Raw genomic sequence first — 24,048 nt, 5'->3', positions numbered from 1 at the left:
TTACTTATTATGAGAAGTCTGCTAAGTATTAAAATTCATAAAGTATTCCGTTGCGTTATTCCATGTCTTGCTATTTGTATATTGGCAGGCAACACCGCGCTGGCGCAAAATGGCGATCAGATACTGGATGGTATTGGAGAAACGGCCATGAGTGCCAGATATGAACTCAAAGGTGATTTAAAAGATTGGTCACGAAATCGCTTCCATGCAAACCTCGTTGGAGGTCAACCTCAATTTATAGAAGACAGTCGCTTCGGAAAAGTACTTTTTCTGCCAGGAACTGCCGGAACTTATGTAAATATACCTGATGGGACATTAGCAGATATTGAATCCATCAGCATAACCGCTTGGGTTCTGGTTAAAAGCGAGCGTCCGGGACAAAGCTTTTTCGACTTCGGTCAAAACGAGGAGAAGCATTTTTCCTCACAATTCAACGTTAAACAAGGCGATCAGGGTTTTCTTGCTATGATCCAAAATGGAAAGCAATCTAATATCACAAAGGCAGCTGCTCCTGCTTTTAACGAATGGGTTCATCTGGCTATTGTTGTTGATATTCCTTCAAAATCTATGACTAGTTACCTTAATGGTAAAAAAGTTGCTGAAGCAAAAAATATCAACTTTGACCTTACCGCAATTTTTGGTCAGCAAAAATCGGATAAAAAGACACTGATCCTTGGCAATGCCATATCAGCCAAAAGTAAAGAACTGAATGCTTTAATCCATGATTTCAGGATTTATCGGGTCGCCTTAAACGCTAAACAAATTGTTTCGATTTATCAGCACGGACAAAATCAAACTCATGAAACGACAGTAAACACTTCGGCAAAAACGGATGATGACCTGCAACATTTTTCTGCGGATGTATCTCAATTATATACCAAATACCTAACTCACGTAAATAATATTGAGGTGACAACGAGTGTAGGTGATCTTCCCCGGTTACCAGGGGCTATTGCCGGAACTTATCAACCAGGTAAAACTGGCCCAATGGTAAAAGTAATCTGGCCCAATCCAACAGATAACTCGGCAGTTAGGCAGCCAGGAAATTATACCATTACCGGTTATGTACCAGGAACAAACTTTAAGCCAAAAGCACTGGTTACCGTAACCGGGAGCCAAAACAGCATAACACCTGACATTAAGCTACTACCTTTTGCATTGAACCAGGTCACCCTAAAAGCTGACCATGAAGGCCATGATACGAAATTTATTGAAAACAGGGATAAGTTTATCCGCACATTGGCCAAAACAGACCCTAATTCTTTCCTATATATGTTTCGCCATGCTTTTGGTCAGAAACAGCCTGCAGGCGCAAAACCGCTTGGGGTATGGGACAGCGAAGATACTAAATTGAGAGGTCACGCTACAGGACATTATTTAAGTGCGATTGCACAGGCTTACGCCGGCTCAGGTAGTGATCAAACAATGCAGAAAATTTTTGCCGATAAGATGGAATATATGGTAAACACACTTTATGCCCTATCTCAATTATCGGGAAAACCTCAGAAAGCGGGAGGTGCTTTTGTTGCTGATCCTTTGGCCATTCCTTATGGTCCGGGAAAAACTGCTTATGATTCTGATATCAGTGAAAAAGGAATCAGAAGGGATTACTGGAATTGGGGAAAAGGTTTCATCAGTGCTTACCCACCAGACCAGTTTATCATGCTTGAAAATGGGGCGAAATACGGTGGACAAAACAATCAGATCTGGGCTCCCTATTATACTTTACATAAAATATTGGCAGGGCTAATTGATATTTACGAAGTTAACGGAAATAAAAAAGCCCTCGAAATTGCAAGCAATATGGGTGATTGGGTATACATCCGGCTAAGTGCTTTACCACAACAAACCTTAACCAAAATGTGGAATACCTACATTGCTGGTGAGTTTGGTGGTATGAATGAGTCAATGGCACATCTTTACAGAATCACCGGAAAGGAAAAATACCTGAAAGCGGCACAGCTTTTTGATAACATTCGTTTATTTTATGGCGATGCCGAGCATACCAGTGGCTTAGCGAAAAACGTAGATCTTTTTCGTGGCCTTCACGCCAATCAGCATATTCCACAGATTGTTGGCAGCATGGAACTTTATCGTGTATCCCGCCAGTCAGATTACTTTAAAATTGCTGATAACTTCTGGCATAAAGTTGTAAATAATTATATGTATAGTATAGGCGGTGTCGCTGGTGCAAGAAATCCGGCCAATGCAGAATGCTTTATTGCACAACCTGGAACCTTGTACGAAAATGGATTCTCTGAAGGTGGGCAAAATGAAACCTGTGCTACTTACAATATGCTTAAACTTACGGGAGATCTATTTCTTTTCGATCAAAAAGCAGAATTAATGGACTACTACGAACGCGCTTTATATAATGATATTTTAGCTTCCGTAGCAAAAGATAATCCCGGAAATACTTACCATATATCCCTTAGACCAGGTTCGGCAAAACAATTCAGCAATGATGACATGACCGGTTTTACCTGTTGCAATGGTACCGCATTAGAAAGCAGTACCAAGTTACAGAATTCGATTTATTTTAAAGATCAGCAAAATCAATCTTTATATGTTAACCTTTTCATTCCATCTGTATTAAACTGGTCGGAGCGAAAAATGAAGATTGAACAAACGACCAACTATCCAAAATCAGATCAAACCAGTTTAAAGATCAGCGGTAGTGGTCAATTTGACCTTTACGTGCGGGTTCCGGGATGGGCAACAAAGGGTTTCGTTGTCAAAATTAATGGCCAGCAACAAGAGTTAAATGCAGTTCCTGGAACTTATCTTAAAATTTCTAGAAACTGGAAATCCGGAGATCAGGTTGATTTAACGATGCCTTTCCAGTTTCATTTAGATCCGGTAATGGATCAGCAGAATATCGCGAGTTTGTTCTACGGTCCAATACTGCTTGCTGCCCAAGAGCCAGAGGCCAGAAAAGACTGGCGTAAGGTTGTTTTTAATGCTGATGATTTAGGAAAAACCATCAAAGGCGATCGAGCCAAACTGGAATTTACGATAGATGGAGTATTATTTAAACCATTTTATGATAGTTACGGAAGACATTCGGTTTACCTGGATGTGACCTTAAAATAAGCAATTGGGAAACAGTTCGTACCGAAATGATAAATAGGTTGGTTTGTTGCAAATCAATGTTAATAACCTGAGTTCGATCTGTTCTGAAGATGTTTTACGGACATTTTTATTTCTAGCCGACACCCTGACCTGTAGCGCAGCGAAAAGCTACGCAGTAAATCTACTTCAGGTTCTTATTTGCAGGATAGATGCTGACCACGGAAGTAGCTACAAGGCAATTGAAAACATCATATCTACTTGTAAAATAAATTCAGCATGACGATCAAATCTATATTAAATGCCTAAAATTCAAGTTTTCATTTACAAATAATCGAACCCAGGTTAATACAAAAGATGGGATTAAAGGTCCAATTCATCACCAGGAAACCTTTGGCTATAGCAAAATTATCCTTGTGCATTAAAACGGTCTGCGACTTATTAACACATCATTAATACCAGTAAATCTACAACATCCATACTGGGCAAAAAACGCCCTGGATACCGATTTGGAAGCGTATTTGTTAGGCATCAGAAAAGCTTAAAAAAAATAAACGTTATAAATACGTTAAAAAAATTTCCACTTTATTTTTTTATTTGATAAGTGTTGCTACATTCGTACGGACGTTGAATGAAATTAGGCGCTGGTAAATTAATCAAAAAATGATTGACTGGCGAAATTCTTTGGACGCAAACATCCTCAATTTAGCTATTGAGGGGTTTTTATCTAACCAAATTCATAAAGCAGATGAAAGATGTTTCAGAGGAACTAGAACTTTTGCTACGCGTAGCTGACGGTGATCGCCCCGCGTTTAATTTGTTGTACAGGAAATATCTTCAAAATTTACGAAAATTCGTCGCTTCAATTTCTGGCGATACCGATCTGGCAGATGAACTTGTTCAGGATATCTTCGTTAAGATATGGCTTAACAGAAAAAACCTTGCACTTATCGGGTCTTTCAAACCTTACCTTTACCGTTGCGCACGCAACCTTTTAATCGATCATATTAGAAAATCAAAAACACAGATCAGAATTAAGGAAATTTCAAAAAAGATGGAAGAAGATTGTTCCATCAACGCTGACGATCATTTAATTTATTCACAGACCTTGAGCCATCTGCACAATGGCATTAACCTGCTTCCCGAAAAAAGAAAAAAAATTATTGAGCTTAAAATCCATGAAGACCTTTCTCTTGATGAGATTGCATTACAACTAAAAGTATCAAAATCGGTGGTTAAAAAACAGCTATATACCGGCATGGCTTTTCTAAGGAATCACCTGAAACATTTTTACAGGATTGCACCTTTTATTTCCTTTCTATATTTTTTTCTTTAACGAGGGGTTCTTTTTCTTTTCCCATACGTCTTATCAGATATGGAACGAAAGGATGTTGAGCAAATCAAGCAAAAATTAATTCAAGGTGAATTGAGCGAGCCTGAACAGCAGGACTTTTTTAATTGGTTAAAACAATTAGATGAGCCTGAACTGAATGCATTCATGCAGGAATATAGCGCTTCGTTCGAACAAAAAACCGATAGTTTAGGCATTGAACAGCATGAAGATTTGACAAAAAAAATCGAAATGCGTTTAGATGCTTTATCGATTACCAAATTACCGTATTGGAAACATGCAGCTTTTAAAATCACGGCCGCAGCGGCCATATTGGTTTTGGTGTGTTCTTCTATATTCTTATACTACGTTAACTTAAACAAAAATAGATTAGCCATACTTCCCCAAAGCACTTCCACCCCACTTGCAAAATCAATTTATGGTGGAAGTGATAAAGTGTTGCTTATTCTCTCCAACGGGAAGCGTATTGAAGTTAACAATTTTACCAAAGGGCAACTTGCTGTAGAAAATGGCTATTCTATTGAGAAAGAAAGCAATGGTCTTTTAAAATACAGAAAAATCAATACACTTGCTGTTTTGGCATCTGGCAATTCGAACACTATTGTAACGCCTCGCGGCGGGCAATACTGCGTTAAGCTTCCTGATGGAAGTAAGGTTTGGCTAAATGCGGAGAGTAAAATAACCTATCCGGTAGTTTTTTCGGGCAATAGCAGGAAAATTGCCCTAAAGGGTGAGGCCTATTTTGAGGTAACCCACAATGCAGATAAACCCTTTATTGTGGATTTCGAGGGTTCAAATGTAAAAGTATTGGGTACCCATTTTAACATTTCTGCGTATGGCAATGGCGAAACACCTAAAACAACCTTGCTTCAGGGTTCGGTACAGGTAAGTACCAGTGCCAGCAAAAAGATAATATTACCAGGCCAGCAGGCCATTTCCAGTAAAAAAATCTGCATTGTAAATGTGGATACCAACCATGTCATGGGATGGAAAAACGGAAATTTCTCATTTGAACACGAACGCATAGGCACGGTGATGGGAAAAATATCACGATGGTATGATGTTGATATCAAATATCAGGGTGAAATAACGCAAGAGGAATTTGTCGGTTCAATTCCAAAATCAAAGAATTTGGAAGAGGTGCTCCACAGACTGGAGCTGACCGGATTGTTACACTTTAAAATTAAAGGAAGGAGCGTTACGATTATGCCATAACCTTACCAAAAAGGATGGCCCATCCATTAAACAAAAGCCAGAGTGCTAGGAACACTCTGACCTGATGTTTGGATCGCCACCAAGTAATCTACACAATAGTACAACCAAGTATAAACCCAAACATTCAAATATATGAATTATTATGCACGCGTAAGTAGGCTGTTGGCCTATCTGCGTAAACCGCTACTGGTTATGAAATTAACATGCATACTATTAGTTTCCTTAATGCTACAGCTCTCTTTGGCCAGTAGTGGACAAACCGTAACTCTTTCGAAAAAGAATGCGGCTGTTGAAAAAATTTTTAAGGAAATTGAGCGTCAAACTGGTTACCAGTTTTTGTACACCAGGCAAATGCTTAACGGAACTCATCCGGTGAGTATAGAAGTGAATAAAATTAGCTTAGCAGAGGCATTGGATCTTTCGCTGAAATCACAACCCATCAGCTACAAGCTCGAAGACAACATTATTATTATTCAGCGTAGGGCAATCATTGAACCCTCCACAAATAAAACAGCCGAAATTGTTGTTACCGGAAAAGTTACTGATGAGGCCGGTCTTCCGATTCCTTCTGTAAGCATTAAAATTAAAGGCACCAACACAGGTGTGCAAACAGCACCAAACGGAACGTACAGCCTTAAGGTACCAACTGGCAGTGAAACTTTAATTTTTAGCTCCATAGGCTTTACTTCACAGGAAATAACAGTTAACAACAGAACTGAAATCAATGTTAAGCTAAAAGCAGAAGCCAATAATTTAACAGATGTGGTCGTAATCGGATATGGCTTGCAACGTAAAGGTGACGTAACCAGTTCAGTAGCGAGTGTGAAGGCTGAAAATTTTGTTAAATCGCCTGTATTAGATGCAGGTCAGCTAATTCAGGGTAAAGTAGCCGGACTAACGGTTAGTACCCCAAACGGCGATCCTACTTCGGGCAGTCAGATCAGGCTTCGTGGTAATAATACACTCTTTGGTGCCAATGCCGATCCCCTGGTGATTGTAGATGGTGTACCAAGTAGCCTTAAATTAGTTGCTCCTGAAGATATCGAATCAATAGATGTATTAAAAGATGGTTCAGCAGCAGCTATTTATGGTGTGCGCGGAACCAATGGTGTAATTATCATTACCACTAAAAGGGCTTCAGGAAAAAACAACAATGTAGTAGAATATAGTGGTTCTGTAAGTACCCAGATTATTGCCCGAAAACTCAATATGCTTACTGCCGATGACTATCGCAGACAGATTGCCGAAGGAACACGTCTGCCATCATTCGATCTTGGTGCAAATACAGACTGGTTAAAAGAGATTTCGAACAAAACCCCCATTACCAACATCCATAATATTACTTTCCGTGGGGGTAATAGCCAAACTAATTACCTGGCTACCATAAACTACCGCTATTTAAACGGAATATTTAAAAAATCTGATAACGCTACGCTTACTGCAAGGGCAGATATCAACCATTCCATGTTTGATAATAAGGTAAAAATCAATATGGGTGTTTTGGTACAAAATAATAAATTTACCCAAACCCGGGATGGTGGAAGTTTCAATGGCGGAGTTTACCGTCAGGCCCTGATCCGCAACCCAACCTCGCCGCTTTATGGCAATGATGGACATTATTTTGAAGAGCCAAACAATTTTGATTATGATAACCCAGTTGCGCGCCTTTTCGAAAGCACAGGCCTTAACCAAAATACCACACAACGTTTAAATTCACAGATTACTTATACCCCAATCGCAGATCTTAAACTAAGTGCTTTAGGTTCATACACCAAGTTTGTTTCAAATGGTGGTTATTCAGAATCGAAATTCCACATTTCAAACATCAGAGATAAACTTAATGGCTATGCTGCACTGGGTTCTACCCAAAGTATAGACAGATTGCTCGAGCTTACGGCTCAATATTCCAAAAAACTGGGCGATCACAGTTTCTCTTTGTTGGGTGGATACAGTTATCAGGATAATTCATACCTGAATTTTTATGAGCGGAATTATGATTTCCCTACAGATGCTTTTGGTTATTACAATATTCAACAGGGTCGTGGTGCTAACCGAGCCTTAGATGCACTTTTGGGAAGTGGCTATTCAGAAACCAACCTGATCGGATTTTTTAGCAGGTTAACCTATAGCTACAAAGACAGATACCTTTTAATGGCCTCTTTAAGAAGAGAAGGTGCCAGCCAACTTTATGGTGCTGAAAAACCTTATGGTAATTTCCCTTCCGTATCTGTGGGATGGAAAATCACCAACGAAGCATTCATGAAAGATCAAACCATCTTTGATGACTTAAAGCTTCGCGCAGGATACGGCGTAACCGGAAACCAACCGAGCAATGGATTCCTTGCTGTTGCCTTATTGGGTTATGGTGCCAATGTGTATTCTAACGGCAACTGGATCCAAACACTGGTTCCTACACAAAATCCAAATCCTGCTTTACGCTGGGAAGAAAAAAGAGAGACCAATATTGGTCTGGATTTTAGCCTGTTTAAAGGAAGAATTACAGGTACGTTTGATGCTTACAACAGAAATTATAACGGCTTGTTATTTGACTACCAGGTACCTAGCCCGCCAAACCTTTATACCAGTACAAGGGCAAATGTGGGTACTATGCAAAACAGGGGTATTGAGGCTTTGTTAAACCTCGTAGCGATACAAAACAAGGATTTTGAATGGACAACAAGTTTCAACTTTTCGACCAACAGAAATAAACTGGTTAGCTTATCTAACGATTTATACAAAGCTACAAACGACTTTTTTACTACTGGGGGAACAGGCCCACCAGCAACCACTTTTACCAACATTGTTCGCGTTGGTGACAACATCGGAGATTTTTACGGCTTTAAGGTTAAAGGTGTAACGGCTGACGGTCAGTGGATTTATGAAGGAAGAAATGGTGAAGATGTTTCTTACAGCCAGTTTAACCATGCCTTTGAAGATAAAAAAGTTCTTGGAAACGGCATTCCTAAATTTACTGGTGGATGGAACAACAACTTCAGGTATAAAGACTTCGATTTAAGTGTTACCATGCGTGGTGCATTTGGTTTCCAGATTCTCAATTTACAAAGAATGTATTATGAGAATACGGGTATTCAGAACTATAACCGACTGGCATCAGCTTACGATCCGGTTTTTGGCACAGCTGTTCTTAATAAAAATATGCCTGTTGAATTTAACAGCTATTATGTAGAAAACGGCGATTTCTGGAAAATTGACAATATTGTATTGGGCTACACCTTTAACAAGCTAAAAACCAAATATCTTAAAGGTGCAAGAGTGTATGTTTCTTCATTAAACACTTTTACCATTACAGGCTATAAAGGCCTAGACCCAGAAGTAGACTGGAGCGGCCTGGCACCTGGCAATGATTCTCCAGATAAGTATCCAACTGCCCGTACGTTTACACTTGGTTTTTCTCTTACCCTTTAATCCTTTTCATCATGAAAACAAGATATATATTGAGTACTGGCATCATGACACTTGTGGTCCTGGTTATTAGTTTAGCCTCCTGCACAAAGTTGAAGGATGAAAACTACTCAGCATTTATTCAAAATAAGTTTAGCCCTAGTACTTCTGATGTAGCAGCGCTGGTTGGTGCAGGTTATACCTATTGGAGGCCTTTAATGCTTGGAAGAAGCAACAACTCTATCTTTCGTACCAACGAGATTTCCAGCGATGAAGCCGTAATACCAGCCCGCCCTAACGGCTGGGTGGATAATGGGATTTATCGCCGCATGCACGAACATAGATGGACATCTGATGAGGACAACAGTTATCAGATCTGGAACAATGCCTATGGAGGCATTACTTCATGCAACCGTGTACTTTACCAGATTCAATCCAATCTGATCCCCATTACCACTGGAAAAGACGCTACCATAGCCGAGTTACGCGCCTTAAGAGCATCTTATTATTATGCTCTATGCGATTTCTTTGGCGGTGTACCCATTGTAGATAAATTTGATGTACCATCCGGATTTCTTCCTCAGCAAAGTACCCGTGCACAGGTATATGCTTTTATTGTGAAAGAGCTTACCGAAAGCCTTCCAAACCTGAGCAAAGCCAATAATCAGGCTACCTACGGCAAGTTTAATTATTGGGCTGCTACGGCCCTGCTTGCTAAAATTTACCTTAATGCAAACGTATATATTGGCACACCTGCTTATACGCAATGTATTGCTGCGTGTAATGAGATCATTGCATCAAATGTATATACGCTGGAAGCCAATCAGAAATCTATCTTTCTTGACGCAAATGAAGGCAGCAGAGAAACCATTTTTGCTATACCTTTTGATGAAAAGTTTACTGCAGACGGTGCTGATGCCTTTACCTTGCACATGGAAACACTTCAGCCAGAAAACCAGGCTACCTACAACTTCAAAAACTCACCCTGGGGCGGAATTTGTGCCACACCACAATTTGTAAGCACATTTGATCCCGATGATAACCGATTAAAAGACAATTATGTACAGGGACAGCAATATACCTCTTCGGGCGCTGTTTTATTGGGAACACTTGGTGCCAGTAATGGTAAACCGCTAATTTACATCAATGAACTTCCGGGGGTTGACCAATCAGACGAAGTACATGGTTTCAGGTTGGGGAAATTTGAATTCAAGCAAGGCGCCCTGGTAGGGATGAACAACGATTTCCCTTTGTTAAGATATGCCGATGTTTTAATGATGAAGGCAGAATGTCTGTTAAGAACAGGAGATGCTGCTGGTGCTGCTGCACTGGTAACACAAGTTCGTCAGCGATCTTTCTTAAACAATCCTTCAAAAGCGACTGTAACCGGTAGCCAATTACTACAAGGTAGTGTATACAACTATGGCCTTCGCAACCACTTGACTTCTACGGTAGAAGGTGGAGCTGATATTCAATACGGAAGGTTCCTGGATGAACTGGGCTGGGAATTTAACACAGAGGGACGACGCAGGCAGGATATGATCAGGTTTGGTGTATTCACCAAAAAATCTTGGTTATCACACTCGCCAAACGGAGATTATCGCACACTATTACCCATACCACGTGCGGAGTTAGCTAAAAACCCGAATATAAAACAAAACCCAGGATATTAATCCTGAATAACGAGGTTGTATTGTAAAACAGATTTCTTCTCACAATGACGACATTTGTTAGGTATTTGTAATTGATGATTTTACCCGACAAGATCAAAAGAAAAAACTATTTTATAATACAACCTCAAATGATATAAATGATGAAAAGAAAATTTATTGCCGTAATCACTTTATTTTTAGGCTACCACATTTCAGTACAAGCTCAATCTTTTCAAAAAACACCACAGGGCATCCATGCGGTTATCCAATCGATGGACGTAGAGATCAGTTTTTATTCGCCAACTATTGTTCGTGTTTTTAAAAGGCCTGAAGGAAGCCAGCAAAAAAAAGAAAGTCTTTCTGTTATCAAACGTCCTGAGCAGTTAAAGCTAGATATCAAAAACAATGGGCAAAATGTGACCATCAGCAGTAAATTAATAACTGCAATAGTTAACTTAAAAACGGGAAAAGTTTCATTTGAGACTCAAAACGGTAAGAAGTTGTTTACGGAAAAAGATAATAGCACCAAGTTCACCGCAATAAAAGATGCCGGTAACCCAACTTACACGGTTAGACAAGGCTATTTATTAGATAAGGACGAAGTTATTTATGGCCTTGGCCAGCAACAAAATGGAAAGTTAAACCAAAGGGGGCAAAAACTACGCCTTAAACAGGAAAACACAAAAGTTGCCATCCCTTTCTTCCAATCGGTAAAAGGTTACGGCATTTTCTGGGACAATTATTCACCAACTACATTTACAGATAGCGCTCAGGAAACTTCATTCGATTCGGAAGTGGGCAACTGCGCCGATTATTATTTTATGTATGGTGGAGGTGGCGATGGCGTGGTGGCAAAAATGCGTGCGCTTACCGGCCAATCTCCTATGATGCCTTTATGGTCATTTGGTTTCAGCCAATCGCGCGAGCGCTACAAAACCCAGTTTGAGCTTGTTGATGTGGTGAAGAAATACAGAGCATTAAACATCCCACTCGATGGTATTGTACAAGACTGGCAATACTGGGGAAAAGACGACAATTGGAATGCCATGAGTTTTGACCCCACCACTTTCCCAAAACCACAAGCCATGGTGGATAGTGTGCATCAGCTTAACGCTCATCTATTTATTGTTTCATGGCCAGGTTTTGCACCTAAAACTCCGCAATACCAGGAGTTCAAATCAAAAAACATGCTCCTGAACTTTGATACATGGCCGCCAGGTGCAAACACAAAACCTTACGATGTTTATAATCCCACTGCCCGCGATATTTACTGGAGCTATCTAAGCAAAGGCATATTCTCATTAGGTATAGATGCCTGGTGGCTCGATTCGACAGAACCAGACCATATTAATGTGAAGGAACAGGATTTTGATCAGCCTACCTATTTAGGAAGTTACCGAAGTGTAGAGAACGCTTTTCCACTTCAACACACCGGAGGGGTCTATAATCACCAAAGGGCCACAAGTAATAAGAAACGTGTATTGCTGTTAACCCGGTCAGCATTTGCCGGTCAGCAACGTTATGCAACCAATACCTGGAGCGGCGATGTTGGCTCCAACTGGCCTACCCTACAAAGACAGATACCCGCAGCATTAAACTTTTCATTAAGCGGCTTACCTTATTGGAATGGCGATATTGGTGGTTTTTTTGCGGGTGATTTTGTAAAAGGTGGCGGCGCAAAAAATCCCGATTTCCAGGAATTATATAACCGCTGGATGCAGTTTGCAACTTTTACTCCTTTGATGCGCTCGCACGGTACGGATATACCAAGAGAAATATATCAGTTTGGCAAAAAAGGAGAGCAGGCATTTGATATCCAGGAGAAGTTTATCAACCTCCGCTACCGTTTACTTCCGTACAATTACGCAACTGCCTGGTCGGTAACTCACGATGCCGGATCATTTATGCGCCCATTATATTCGCAGTTTCCTAACGATGCTAAAGGTTTCGAAAACAGTTCAGAATATATGTTCGGAAGTGCGTTTCTCGTTGCACCAGTTACCGATAAGGGGATGACAAGTAAAGAAATATATCTCCCGGCTACCAGCAAATGGTTTGATTTCTGGACTGGTGAAGTATTCACAGGTGGACAAACGATTAGACGTGAAACACCGATGGAGATTATGCCTCTTTACGTAAAAGCAGGTTCAATTGTACCTTGGGGGCCAAAAGTGCAATATGCTACTGAAAAAAGCTGGAATGACTTGGATATCCGCATATACCCTGGTGATAATGGGGATTTTGTTTTATATGAAGATGAAAACGACAGTTATAACTATGAGAATGGCGCATTTTCAGAAATCCATTTCAAATGGAACGACGCTACAAAAACACTTACCCTTTCGGATAGAAAAGGACAGTTTAAAGGCATGTTGGGTCAACGCAAATTCAACATCGTAATGGTAAGCAAGCAGAATGGAATAAGCATTGATAACCAAAAGGTGGATAGATCAATTAGTTACAATGGTCGTAAATTTTCCGTTAAACTCTAGGCAAAACGCTATGCTGGTTTTTATAACAATCTGTTAAATAATGAGCAAGGGAAAAGAAATATACTTTAAGGCAGCGGCATTGGCGCTGCCATTGGTATTTTTATGTTTCATCGAAATCCTGTTACGCTTGTTTAATTATGGATTTGATCCATCTTTATTTATCAAAGATCCTGATCAGGAGGGCTATATGATGATGAATCCTACCGCCTCTTACAAGTTTTTTTCCAACAGAGCCAATGCAACACAGGGTAACCGCGAACACTTCAGCATCGTGAAATCCAAAAATACCTTTAGGATATTTGTGATCGGCGAATCGACCACTGCCGGCTACCCATATATGCACAATGGATCTTTCCACAGGTGGTTGCAATACCGGCTGATGCACGAATACACCGGCCTTAACTTCGAGGTGATTAATGTTTCTCTTACGGCGGTAAATTCTTACACGGTATTAGATTTTGCCAAACAAATTGTCAATTATGAGCCAGATCTGGTACTGGTGTATACCGGACATAACGAATATTATGGCGCTTTGGGCATTGGCTCTACCAGCCGTATCAAGGGTAATAACACCTGGATAAAATTAGTAATCAAACTACGTGAACTTAAGTTAGTACAGTTAGCAGACCGCATCATCGAGGGGACTTCAAACCTTTTTGGAAAAAACATCGATAAGCGGGAAAACCTGATGAAACGCATGGTAACCAAGCAGCAAATTGCTTATCAATCTGATGATTTTAACCGTGGTATAGCGCAGTTTAACAACAATATGAAAGAATTGTGTCAATTGCTTTCACAAAAACACATCCCAACAATAATTGGTACCTTGGTAAGCAACGAAAAAGACCTTAAACCATTTGTTAGTGATGGTAAATTTTCCGCGAAAAACACTTACGCAACGGGCCAAGAAAAATATGCAAATGGTGATTTTAAAGCCGCAAAAGCGAATTTTGTTTTAGCGAAAGAATATGATCAGCTGCGTTTCAGAGCACCAGAAGCTTTAAACCAGATCATTAAAAAACTGTGCAAACAATATCCAGGCATTTACCTGGCTGATACCCGTAACCTGTTTGAGAAAAATGAAACTGGTGGTATAATTGGTAAAAAAACCATCTTAGAGCATGTACACCCAAATTTATTGGGATACGCCCTCATGAGCGAATCTTTTTATCAGCAGATTAACGACAGGAATTTAATACCCGCCAAAAAACAAAGCGAAATTTCTTTTGCACAATTGCTGGCGAACATGCCTGTTACCAAAGTAGATTCGTTATATGGTGTATATCAGATTATGATGCTCCGATCAGGTTGGCCTTTTAATGAACCCATAAATGCTAACTATAACCGTGGAAATTCCATTGATGAACAACTTGCGGGTGCATTGGCGGTAGATCGGATTAGCTGGAGAACAGCCATGGACAATTTGTATAAAAACGCCATGGCCAATGGCGACAAACAAAAAGCATTAAAGGTTACCGAAGCGGTATTGCTGGAAAATCCCTACCAAACCAGTTATTATACTTATGCAGGCCGCCTGGGTTTCGAACTGGCGGACCTTCAAACTTCTGAGTTTTATTTTAAAAAAGCATACGACATTTCACCAACACCAGAGAATGCCAATAATCTTTTTCTATTTTATTTTAAATCAGATCTTCCAGAGAAAGCTCTGCAATATAATGATGGCCTAAAACATGGTGGTCAGCAAACCTATCTGGATACGCAAACTGAACAAATATTGAAAAACATCATCAAACTCAAAAAAGAAACGCCATCTAACAACATCAACGAATTGATTGCCAGCTATTATCACCAGCTCCGGGCTGATGAAGCAGCGGCAAAATACATCAACAAAAATGGCCGGTAACATGTGCAACAAAAAGTTAGAAAACAGAAAGTTCGGCCTTATTGTAGGTACCGCCTTTGTTTTACTCTGTATTATTTTCTGGAAGGGAACCTACCTGCAGCACCTTTTTTTGTTATTATCATTAGGATTAATCATAACGGCGATCGTCGCTCCCCTATACCTTGAACCCATAAGAAAAATATGGTTAAACATTGGTCACATCCTGGGAGTGGTTAATGGTACCGTTTTGTTGACCCTGGTATTTATTTTCATTTTAAGCCCTATCGCCTTTTTAAGGCGCCTGTTTAAAAAGCAGAGTTTAAAAACAAAAAAGAATAAGCAGCTTGCATCTTATTGGGAAGAGGTATCAGATCGTCCGATAGGTTCATTTAATCAACAGTTCTAAATTATATCTGCAATGGATACACTGATCGAATTTTTCCATTTTTTAACCCAGCGCAAAAAATACTGGTTATGGCCTTTGTTTATTATCCTGATTACCCTGGGTTTAGTATTGGTGGCAGCGCATGGTTCGGTACTGGCCCCATTCATTTACAGTCTATTCTAAACAAGCACGCAACATGGGCTATATTTTGGGGATATCTGCTTACTATCATGACAGCGCAGCATGTTTATTAAAAGATGCAGAAATTATAGCTGCAGCGCAAGAGGAACGTTTTTCCAGGATTAAAAATGATGAGTCATTCCCGACAGAAGCGATAAAATTTTGTCTTAAATTTGCTAATATCTCTTTGGCAGAAGTAGACCATGTTGTATTTTACGAAAAGCCTTTTTTGAAATTTGAACGTTTACTCGAAACTTATGTTCATTTTGCACCCAGGGGACTAAAATCTTTCCTAAAAGCAATGCCAATATGGTTGAAAGATAAGTTATTCATCAAAAAAAAAATAGCTAGGGCACTTAATTCGATTGATCCCAAATGCGAAAAATCGCACACCATCCTGTTTACCGATCACCACCACGCCCATGCGGCCTCCGCTTTTTACCCGAGTCCATTTGAAAAGGCTGTTGTACTTACTGTGGATGGCGTAGGCGAATGGGCAACCACTACGGTTTCAATCGGCAATTCGGCACAACTGACTTTAAAAAAGGAGATAAATTTTCCCAACTCCATTGGCCTTTTATATTCTGCATTCACTTACTATTTAGGCTTCAAAGTGAATTCTGACGAATATAAAGTAATGGGCCTGGCGTCATATGGCCAACCCGTATACAAACAGCTCATTTATGACCATTTAATCGATGTGAAAGCAGATGGTTCCTTCCTCCTCAACATGAATTATTTTAATTACTGTACTGGACTCAAGATGACCAATAAAAAATTCGACAAGCTTTTTGGCCATCCAGTGCGTGGGAACGACGAAGAAATATTAGCGTTTCACAAAGACCTGGCCAGTTCGATACAAAGGGTAACGGAAGAGATCATGATTAAACTGACTCAAAGTCTTTACAGGGAATTTGCAATAGAAAATCTTTGTCTTGCAGGAGGAGTTGCGTTAAATTGTATCATTAATTCATCCATCAGGAAGCATTCTGGTTTCAAAAATATCTGGGTACAACCTGCAGCGGGTGATGCCGGTGGTGCATTGGGTGCCGCTTACAGCGTATACAATACACATTTATCGGGTATTAGAAATTCCGAATCGCAGACAGATGGAATGAAACAATCACTGCTTGGCCCAAGTTATACTCAAAATGAGGTGATTACAGCATTGCGTGTTTATGGACTGAATTATGAAAAGGTTGAAGGTGAATTTTATCATCGTGAAATAGCTGCATATTTAGCTGAAGGAAAGATCATCGCCTATTTCAAAGGCAGAACAGAGTTCGGACCAAGAGCATTGGGTTGCCGAAGTATTCTGGCTGACCCCAGAAAGAGTGAAATGAAAGCCATACTAAATGCAAAAATTAAGTTTAGGGAGTCTTTCCGCCCCTTCGCCCCAGCTATTTTGGAAGAATTTGCCAGTTTATATTTTGGCGAAGGCCCGAAAAACCGTTACATGTTGTTTACTGAAAACTATTTAGGTGATCAAACCGGCCGTCAGGCACTAGATGCGGTTTTAATTCCAGGAGCCGTACATGTTGACGGAACGGCCAGGGTTCAGGCAGTAAGCAAAGTACATCATCCTGATTTTCATCAGTTAATTACTGCATTTTACAACCTTACAGAATGCCCGGCAGTGATTAATACCTCATTAAATGTCATGAACGAACCCATGGCCTCTAGTCCGGAAGACGCCATATGTTGTTTCTTAAATACTGAAATTGATATACTGGCTATTGAAGGTTTACTGGTTAATAAGAAAAAGATCGGGCTTTGATTGGTTAAGTGCACCTGGCTTTGTTAAATTTATGCTATACAAACAAAAGCGTAAAAAACTCAAATATGAATTAGCGCAAATGATGTAACGACATCAGGTTAAAAATGAGTTATTTATAGGTAAAAACCTGCAACGATAGTTTTAGAGTTCTGGTTAATTTGCTGAATCAATTAACTCCTAAACCATGAACCACTTATCAAAATTAATCCTTCACCGGCAAATCGGTGCCTTACTTTCCTTAATCTTATTATTAAACTTTACAGCATGTAAGAAAACTAAGGTAACACCTGATCCACCTGCAAATGAAACCAATGTGCAGGCAACAACCACCCTTCAGATTTACAAACCAAAATCCATGCAGAATATGGATTGGAACGCTACAGAAAGCGAATGGTGTTACGCCCGCTCTAAGCAATCCGATCATTTTATACTGTTTTGGGGAAAAGGATATGGTAGTAACATTCCTTCTTCTACAAATGTAGATTCAAAATACCGAGTAGATATTGATGATTTGCTGGCCAAGGCCGAATCATTTTATAACCTGAATGTGAATACCTTAAAATTTGTCACTGTCGGAAATGGAACTTCTAAACTGGACAAATACAAGTTGATGATTTTTTTATATTACGAAGATGGCTGGCGCGCAACGGGTTCAGGATACGACGATACAATAGGTGCATTATGGGTAAGTCCGCAGACCTGCAAGCCAGTTGGTTCAACAATCGGACATGAGATTGGCCATAGTTTTCAATACCAAGTATCTTGCGATTTAGGAACATCTCATGGGTTTAGGTGGGGTTTCGGGGGTAATGGCGCAGGGGGAAATGCCTTTTGGGAACAAACGGCACAATGGCAAGCTTTTGTCTCCTATCCTGATGAACTTTTTAGCAGCTGGTTCGATCCCTACCTGGATAATTACCAAAAACACCTTATCCACGAAGATTACCGATACGCCAATTATATGATCCATCAGTACTGGGCACAAAAAAGAGGCATTGCTGTTATCGGCAAAATATGGCAGTCATCACAGAGCTATGAAGATCCGATTCAGGTTTATCAGCGTTTGTACGGACTTTCGGTAAGCCAACTAAACGATGAATTATATGATGCGGCAACTAAGTTTGTAACCTGGGATATTGATAACATCCGTACGTTGGGCGCGGGTAAAATCGGCGCACATCATTATAAAATGAACCTGATGAACGATGGTTCTTTCCAGCCAGCCCCAAGCTTTTGCCCGCAAACAACCGGTTACAATGTTCTGCCTTTAGAGGTGCCCGCCGCAGGTACAACCGTTACTGCCGAGTTCCAAGGCTTGCCAAATTCCTCAGGCTATAACCAGGTAGATGCCAGCATTGCGGGTTGGAGGTATGGTTTTGTTGCAATATCAACAAATGGTACCCGAAGCTATAGCAGCATGTTCACCAGTGCCTCCGGAAATGCAACCTTTACAATTCCGGCCAACTGCAGCCGCCTTTGGTTTGTAGCGACCGGTGCCCCTACCCAATATCATCCGCATGCCTGGGACGACAACAATGTCAATGATGAACAATGGCCGTACAAAGTAAAATTTCAGAACACCAGTTTACCTGGTTACAATAATCAGGCACCTAAAGATGTCGCCTTCACGTACGATCTTGAAGTAAAACGGAGTACTACTGCTTACGATTACGCGACAGCCGAAATTGATATTGCTAAATTGGCTTCTGCCTTTCAATTACCCAAACAGGATATTACCAACAAAATTGGTACCGATATTAAATTCTATGCGCTTGAACCCAATAATAACCTGAATGCTACCCTAACAGCTAATGGCTATGGACAGTGGTTCGATGCCAATGGTTATGTAATTAGCTACAGTTCGGCTAATTCGCGTGTGTTCTGCGAGTTTGATGCACAAAATTTTAAGCTCAGCGCCGGTCAGTACCCCAACCGTGTAAATACAGGCGAAAAGTATACCATGAAACAAGCATTGGTATATACCCTGGCTTCCGGCAACAAGGTGACTGCTACCTTCACTGTTAATCTGACCATAAAATAGTGATTTCGACTTAACATAAAATGAGGCTGTATCAAAATAACAGATTCAGAGCTGGCAAAGAATTAAATTTGGCGGTGTCATCATGCTCAGCTTGACTGGGCATCTTAATGATCTGGTAGGGACTTACCTATTTGCCGTTCTATCGCATTAAGATTCCCATTTTCACGGGAATGACGACCTTTCAAAATTATTCTGCCAAAAATCTCCAAAATCGTTTCTGATATGGCCTCATTTCTATATAGTTTTGATATTTATTTTGGAAGGCACGATAGCCATGCCCACATATACCTTATTCTTTCGTGGTTGGTGGCACACCGACCACAACCCATTATTAAGGTAATATCTCCGTATTATCATTTGACTATCTCTTCCCTACACCTTCACTCGTCATCACTACTTTTTTAAGCGTTCCATCTTTGTTGTAAAAAAGTTCATCGATGCAAACCGATCTGTTGTTGCTTCCTCCTCCCGGCTGCATGGCGCCATTGTGATAAAAGAAATACCACTTGTTTTTAAATGCAACAATAGCTTGATGGTTGGTATCACTATTTCCAGCTATTTCGTTTAAAATACCCTGATATTTCCAGGGGCCATCAAGGGACTTACTTGTCGCGTAAGCTATTTTTTCAGGGAAACCAGTGGCATAAGAAAGATAATAGATTCCTTTTTCCTCATGTATCCATGGTGCTTCGGTAAAATTGAAACCTTCAAAATTGATTCTTTTCACAACGCCATCAATTTCGATCATATTTTCTTTTAATTTGGCGTAGTAACATTCGCTATTCCCCCAAAATATCCATCCTTGCCCCTTTTTATCAATAAAAACAGTTGGATCAATACATGCCCAATAGTTTTTAGAATCATAACAATCGTTATTGGTTAGCAGAGGCTTTCCGAGCGCGTCTTTATACGGACCTTCAGGTTTATCTGAAACGGCAACGCCTATACCGAGCGCATTGGTGCTGATATACCAATAATATTTGCCATTGCGTTTAATCACCTGCCCCGCATAAGCATCGCCACCCTTTGCCCACGAAAAGTCAGCAAGTTTAAGCGGAACAGGGTACTGTGTCCAGTTTTTCATGTCAGTTGTGGAGAAAACCGACCAGTCTTCCATTTTAAAAGTTTTTTGCTTCCCACCTGCATCATGTCCTGTAAATAGCCATAATTTCCCCTCGTCTACAATCGCTGCCGGATCTGCGGTATATTGGTGCGTGATAATCGGGTTTCCATCAGCTACAAACTGAAACCGATCGCCGGGAAGTTTAGGAATAAGCAATTCACCAGGAATACCTTTCCAGATGCTATTCAGCTGGCGGGCTTCCTGCGTGGTTATCCCAATCACGCTTCCGTGTCTTGGAAAAAAATTCTTATTGAATGACGATGGGGCGTTGCTAAAGTTAAACAGATCTGTAGTCTTCTGATATTCATATCTGCCTTTTGTATACAGATCATACATCAATACATAGTCCGGAGAATCATTCAGTTTAAAAATACTTGATCCTTCTACCGGAGTGCCCGTTCCGGCATAAACATCCAGGTATTTAAAATCTTCTACCCATGGCCCTTGCAATGATCGGGAAGTGGCCTGCTGGATTCCATTTTTGACTTCCTTTCCATCTACTTTCGTGTTTCCTTTATAAAAAAAGTGGTATATCCCGTCTTTAAAAATAATATCACCATCAATACCTCCAAATTTTGGGCTAAACATTAAAGTCGGTTCGTTTTCAAAACCGGTAAAGTCCTGGTTAGCGTAAGCGCAATAAAAATCAAGTTTATCATCATCCTCAAACCTAATGGTGAAATACACCAGGTATTTTCTTGCTATCGGATCATAAATGGTTTGTGGAGCCCACACCCATTTCACCTTCGCAAATGTTGCAGGATATTCCTTTACTAGATCTACGTCACTATGGCTCCAATGGCCCAAATCAGAAGATTTTAACATCACTATTCCTGTGTTCTTAGCCCAGCCATTTCTATGGGTATTCATATCTGTTGCCGTAATATAAAATCCACTTGCATCTTCTTTTCTAAGAATATGTGGATCCCGGATACCACCAGAATTGGAAATGGTATCCGATTTTATTACGGGATCATTTTGATTAAGCGCAGACCAGTTTATCCCATCAACACTTGCCGCAAACCGCAGCTGTTCCTGCCCTTCCCCCGGCCCCGAACCTTCAAAATAGGCAAAAAGATAACCTTCAAATTTCTTTGGATATTTTACCACCTGCGAAAAACCACTAAAAAAAACAATTGTCAACGCGACAATTAACAACATACGTTTTGTATAAAACTTCATTAGTTTAATTATTTAGGATATTATTGATCATGCTTTTGAAAAATTTAGCATGAGATTATGTTTTGACTAGCTAGATTAATTGTTATTTTTTAGAACTATTAGTATCTGTAAAACAGCCAGTTGCTACGAATATTAATAAACGTACAAATAACATTTATTTTCAAATGTAATGAAATTATTAATACCGCTGGTTTCTACCAATCCACTTGTACATTTAGTAAATATTGATGCGATAGCGGCACCAGAGCAGATTTTCCATAATTTCAATACAGGCTAATCCAAATCCTGATGTGAATGTAGCTACTTTCTCCAATTTGTTCACGAACACAAGTATAGAATGGTTGATTTGCCCCCCAAAATCGATTGATTTACGCCCCCTCTCCCCGCTTATTGTATATTATATTTGGACTACAGAAGTAATTATTAATACTCACCTGTAATCACCTAACCAAATCTAATATGAATCAAAAATGTTTACTATTAACAGCAGTAAGGCAAAAAAGCTCGGCATCCACCGCAGTGGGTATTTCAGTTAAAAAATGCTGTTTGTTAAAACCAAGCTAAACCTAGTCGATCCTAAACAAAATAAGAACCTATTGCTAACGCCCAAAGATTTTTCGAAGTTAAAAATTTTACGCCTTTGGGAAATATAAAACCTTGGTTGTCGCGTAAACTACCATATCAAAACCTAAACATTATTATGAAAAACAAAATGCTTTTTTTAAAGTATGTGGCTGCGATTTTAATAGCCGCCATTTGCACCACTAGTTGTAAGAAGGTTGCCGAGGTAAATCCCAATGACACAGAAACGTTTAATTCAGCAATAACCAAGAAGAAAGTCCAGGCCATACAGGCTATTGAAATCCCGCAAGCGCTTGCAAATGGAACTTTTTATATCATGAGCAAAACCAGTAGTAAGGTTATAGATGTACCTGGAGGCCAAAACGGAAACAATACCAGTGTATGGCAGTGGGGCGGAACAGGCGGAACTAACCAACAATGGAAACTGACCGCTTTATCTGGTGGATACTATAGCATAATCGGAATAGAAAGCAACCGGGCGTTAACTGCTGCTGATAACACAAACGGTGGCAATATCCAGATAAATGACTATACCGGTGCCAATAATCAGCAATGGCAGTTTGTAGCATTAGGTAGCAACTATTATCGCATTGTAAATAGGGCAAGTGGAAAGGCACTTGATCTTTGGGGCTCTTCATTGGAAGATGGCGGCGATATCAACCAGTATGATTCACACGGTGGCGATAATCAGCAATGGGTTTTAGTGAAAATAAAATATAACGGACAGGTTGGCTGGGCATGGACATCAACTGATGGCGTTCCTGCAGATGTAATAACCAGAATAACAAATGCCATGAATGATGCCTGTGCACGCTATAATGCCGGCGCCGATTGGGATGCAAGAACCCTTAGTGTTTCATACAATACAGGAGTACCAACGGCTGAAGCTAATGTAAATGGTCACATCAGTTTCGGTGCAAATACGAGTTATCAAAACGTACGCACGGCTATGCACGAAATGGGACATTGCTATGGTGTAGGACAAACTGGTGGCTGGTATGATCTGACTAATGGAGGAACCTACTCTGGGGCAAATGGTATTGCGACCATCAGGGCGCTTGAAACACCAACCAGTAATATTAGTGCAGGAGGCGGTCACTTCTGGCCTTATGGTTTGAATTATGATTCGGAATGGTCAGAAACAGGAGCGTTCAGACACGTTAAAGTTGTACGCGCCATGGATTTAGATGGAGTTTATTAGTTAGTTAGATAGATGGCTTAATGGGAGCGTTAATGGAATAACTTCGGTTAAACATTGATGTTCCCAAGCTATTTCCCGCAAGTAAATTCTCTATCTAATACCTCAACATCAGCCGGGTGATGAGGCCATTTCTCAAATATGGGATTAGCACCCTAAGCGCTAATCTATTGTGTAAAATCAATATGAATTGACGCACAACTGATTTCTTATCCTTACCTTATAGTCGTGTTTTAGCTCGACGCCCCCGATAGATTTCTTCTTTCGGCTTCAAAAGACCAGCAAAGTCAAAAACCAGGTTAATACTTAGCAAAGCTAAATCTATCCAGAATTCGTCACCATGAACTTCCGCCAGGCCGGTCGGACGGGTGTTTCAGGGTCTTTTATGCGAGATAGATTTTCCATTTGACTATTGCCCAGTCGAAATGGTGATTCTATTATTGGAATATCGGTCGGTATCTTTTCCTAGAAATATAACTGCAAACAGCACATTGATTTGTTAAAACAAATGAAAGCGAAAATAAATTAAACGTTACCATAACATTTAATTAAAATA

General features: G+C 40.2%; 13 protein-coding genes. 12 read left to right on the top strand and 1 reads right to left on the bottom strand.

The window, feature by feature from the left end:
- The first annotated feature begins 9 nt into the window (after nt 1–9).
- From PGN18_RS11105 to PGN18_RS11055, 11 genes are all read left to right on the top strand, one after another.
- Nucleotides 10–3,093 carry a beta-L-arabinofuranosidase domain-containing protein gene (locus PGN18_RS11105; RefSeq protein WP_335319561.1) on the top strand — a complete coding sequence of 1,028 codons (3,084 nt, stop codon included), beginning with the start codon at nt 10–12 and terminating at the stop codon, nt 3,091–3,093.
- 724 nt (nt 3,094–3,817) lie between these two features.
- The gene (locus tag PGN18_RS11100) at nt 3,818–4,405 is read left to right on the top strand and encodes an RNA polymerase sigma factor (protein WP_335319560.1); all 588 of its coding nucleotides are present in this window, start codon (nt 3,818–3,820) and stop codon (nt 4,403–4,405) included.
- A gap of 39 nt (nt 4,406–4,444) precedes the next feature.
- Complete coding sequence (locus PGN18_RS11095; RefSeq protein ID WP_335319559.1) at nt 4,445–5,635, top strand: FecR family protein; 1,191 nt, start codon at nt 4,445–4,447, stop codon at nt 5,633–5,635.
- 192 nt (nt 5,636–5,827) lie between these two features.
- The gene (locus PGN18_RS11090; RefSeq protein ID WP_335319558.1) at nt 5,828–9,061 is read left to right on the top strand and encodes a TonB-dependent receptor; all 3,234 of its coding nucleotides are present in this window, start codon (nt 5,828–5,830) and stop codon (nt 9,059–9,061) included.
- Nucleotides 9,062–9,072: 11 nt separating this feature from the next.
- Complete coding sequence (locus PGN18_RS11085; protein ID WP_335319557.1) at nt 9,073–10,710, top strand: RagB/SusD family nutrient uptake outer membrane protein; 1,638 nt, start codon at nt 9,073–9,075, stop codon at nt 10,708–10,710.
- A gap of 137 nt (nt 10,711–10,847) precedes the next feature.
- A complete protein-coding gene (locus PGN18_RS11080; RefSeq protein ID WP_335319556.1) occupies nt 10,848–13,181 on the top strand; it encodes a glycoside hydrolase family 31 protein in 2,334 nt (777 codons plus the stop codon).
- Nucleotides 13,182–13,221: 40 nt separating this feature from the next.
- Nucleotides 13,222–15,045 (top strand): SGNH/GDSL hydrolase family protein, encoded by a 1,824-nt coding sequence (locus PGN18_RS11075; RefSeq protein WP_335319555.1) that lies wholly within the window; start codon nt 13,222–13,224, stop codon nt 15,043–15,045.
- Between the two features lies 1 nt (nt 15,046).
- On the top strand, nt 15,047–15,430 hold the full coding sequence (locus tag PGN18_RS11070; RefSeq protein ID WP_335319554.1) for an SxtJ family membrane protein: 384 nt from the start codon (nt 15,047–15,049) through the stop codon (nt 15,428–15,430).
- A 12-nt stretch (nt 15,431–15,442) separates the two neighbouring features.
- Nucleotides 15,443–15,592, top strand: coding sequence for a DUF5989 family protein (locus PGN18_RS11065; RefSeq protein ID WP_184465275.1), 150 nt, complete (start codon nt 15,443–15,445; stop codon nt 15,590–15,592).
- Between the two features lie 13 nt (nt 15,593–15,605).
- Complete coding sequence (locus tag PGN18_RS11060; protein ID WP_335319553.1) at nt 15,606–17,366, top strand: carbamoyltransferase family protein; 1,761 nt, start codon at nt 15,606–15,608, stop codon at nt 17,364–17,366.
- 184 nt (nt 17,367–17,550) lie between these two features.
- Nucleotides 17,551–19,407, top strand: coding sequence for a DUF4859 domain-containing protein (locus PGN18_RS11055; protein ID WP_335319552.1), 1,857 nt, complete (start codon nt 17,551–17,553; stop codon nt 19,405–19,407).
- A 361-nt stretch (nt 19,408–19,768) separates the two neighbouring features.
- On the opposite strand, the gene PGN18_RS11050 is transcribed toward PGN18_RS11055, so the two are convergent.
- On the bottom strand, nt 19,769–21,712 hold the full coding sequence (locus PGN18_RS11050; protein ID WP_335319551.1) for a family 43 glycosylhydrolase: 1,944 nt from the start codon (nt 21,710–21,712) through the stop codon (nt 19,769–19,771).
- Between the two features lie 700 nt (nt 21,713–22,412).
- Between PGN18_RS11050 and PGN18_RS11045 the strand changes: the two genes are divergently transcribed.
- The gene (locus PGN18_RS11045; RefSeq protein WP_335319550.1) at nt 22,413–23,495 is read left to right on the top strand and encodes an RICIN domain-containing protein; all 1,083 of its coding nucleotides are present in this window, start codon (nt 22,413–22,415) and stop codon (nt 23,493–23,495) included.
- The last annotated feature ends 553 nt before the right edge of the window (nt 23,496–24,048 follow it).

This window comes from Pedobacter terrae (genome assembly GCF_036946585.1).
Taxonomy (GTDB): domain Bacteria; phylum Bacteroidota; class Bacteroidia; order Sphingobacteriales; family Sphingobacteriaceae; genus Pedobacter; species Pedobacter terrae_C.
Note: the sequence above shows the minus strand (reverse complement) of the source record. Positions and strands in the feature narration are given on the sequence as shown.

Coding starts and splice junctions, on each gene's coding strand:
- PGN18_RS11085 (WP_335319557.1), top strand. CDS start 9,073: ATGAAAACAAGATATATATTGAGTACTGGCATCATGACACTTGTGGTC.
- PGN18_RS11080 (WP_335319556.1), top strand. CDS start 10,848: ATGATGAAAAGAAAATTTATTGCCGTAATCACTTTATTTTTAGGCTAC.
- PGN18_RS11105 (WP_335319561.1), top strand. CDS start 10: ATGAGAAGTCTGCTAAGTATTAAAATTCATAAAGTATTCCGTTGCGTT.
- PGN18_RS11045 (WP_335319550.1), top strand. CDS start 22,413: ATGAAAAACAAAATGCTTTTTTTAAAGTATGTGGCTGCGATTTTAATA.
- PGN18_RS11090 (WP_335319558.1), top strand. CDS start 5,828: ATGAAATTAACATGCATACTATTAGTTTCCTTAATGCTACAGCTCTCT.
- PGN18_RS11095 (WP_335319559.1), top strand. CDS start 4,445: ATGGAACGAAAGGATGTTGAGCAAATCAAGCAAAAATTAATTCAAGGT.
- PGN18_RS11065 (WP_184465275.1), top strand. CDS start 15,443: ATGGATACACTGATCGAATTTTTCCATTTTTTAACCCAGCGCAAAAAA.
- PGN18_RS11055 (WP_335319552.1), top strand. CDS start 17,551: ATGAACCACTTATCAAAATTAATCCTTCACCGGCAAATCGGTGCCTTA.
- PGN18_RS11060 (WP_335319553.1), top strand. CDS start 15,606: ATGGGCTATATTTTGGGGATATCTGCTTACTATCATGACAGCGCAGCA.
- PGN18_RS11050 (WP_335319551.1), bottom strand. CDS start 21,712: ATGAAGTTTTATACAAAACGTATGTTGTTAATTGTCGCGTTGACAATT.
- PGN18_RS11075 (WP_335319555.1), top strand. CDS start 13,222: ATGAGCAAGGGAAAAGAAATATACTTTAAGGCAGCGGCATTGGCGCTG.
- PGN18_RS11070 (WP_335319554.1), top strand. CDS start 15,047: ATGTGCAACAAAAAGTTAGAAAACAGAAAGTTCGGCCTTATTGTAGGT.
- PGN18_RS11100 (WP_335319560.1), top strand. CDS start 3,818: ATGAAAGATGTTTCAGAGGAACTAGAACTTTTGCTACGCGTAGCTGAC.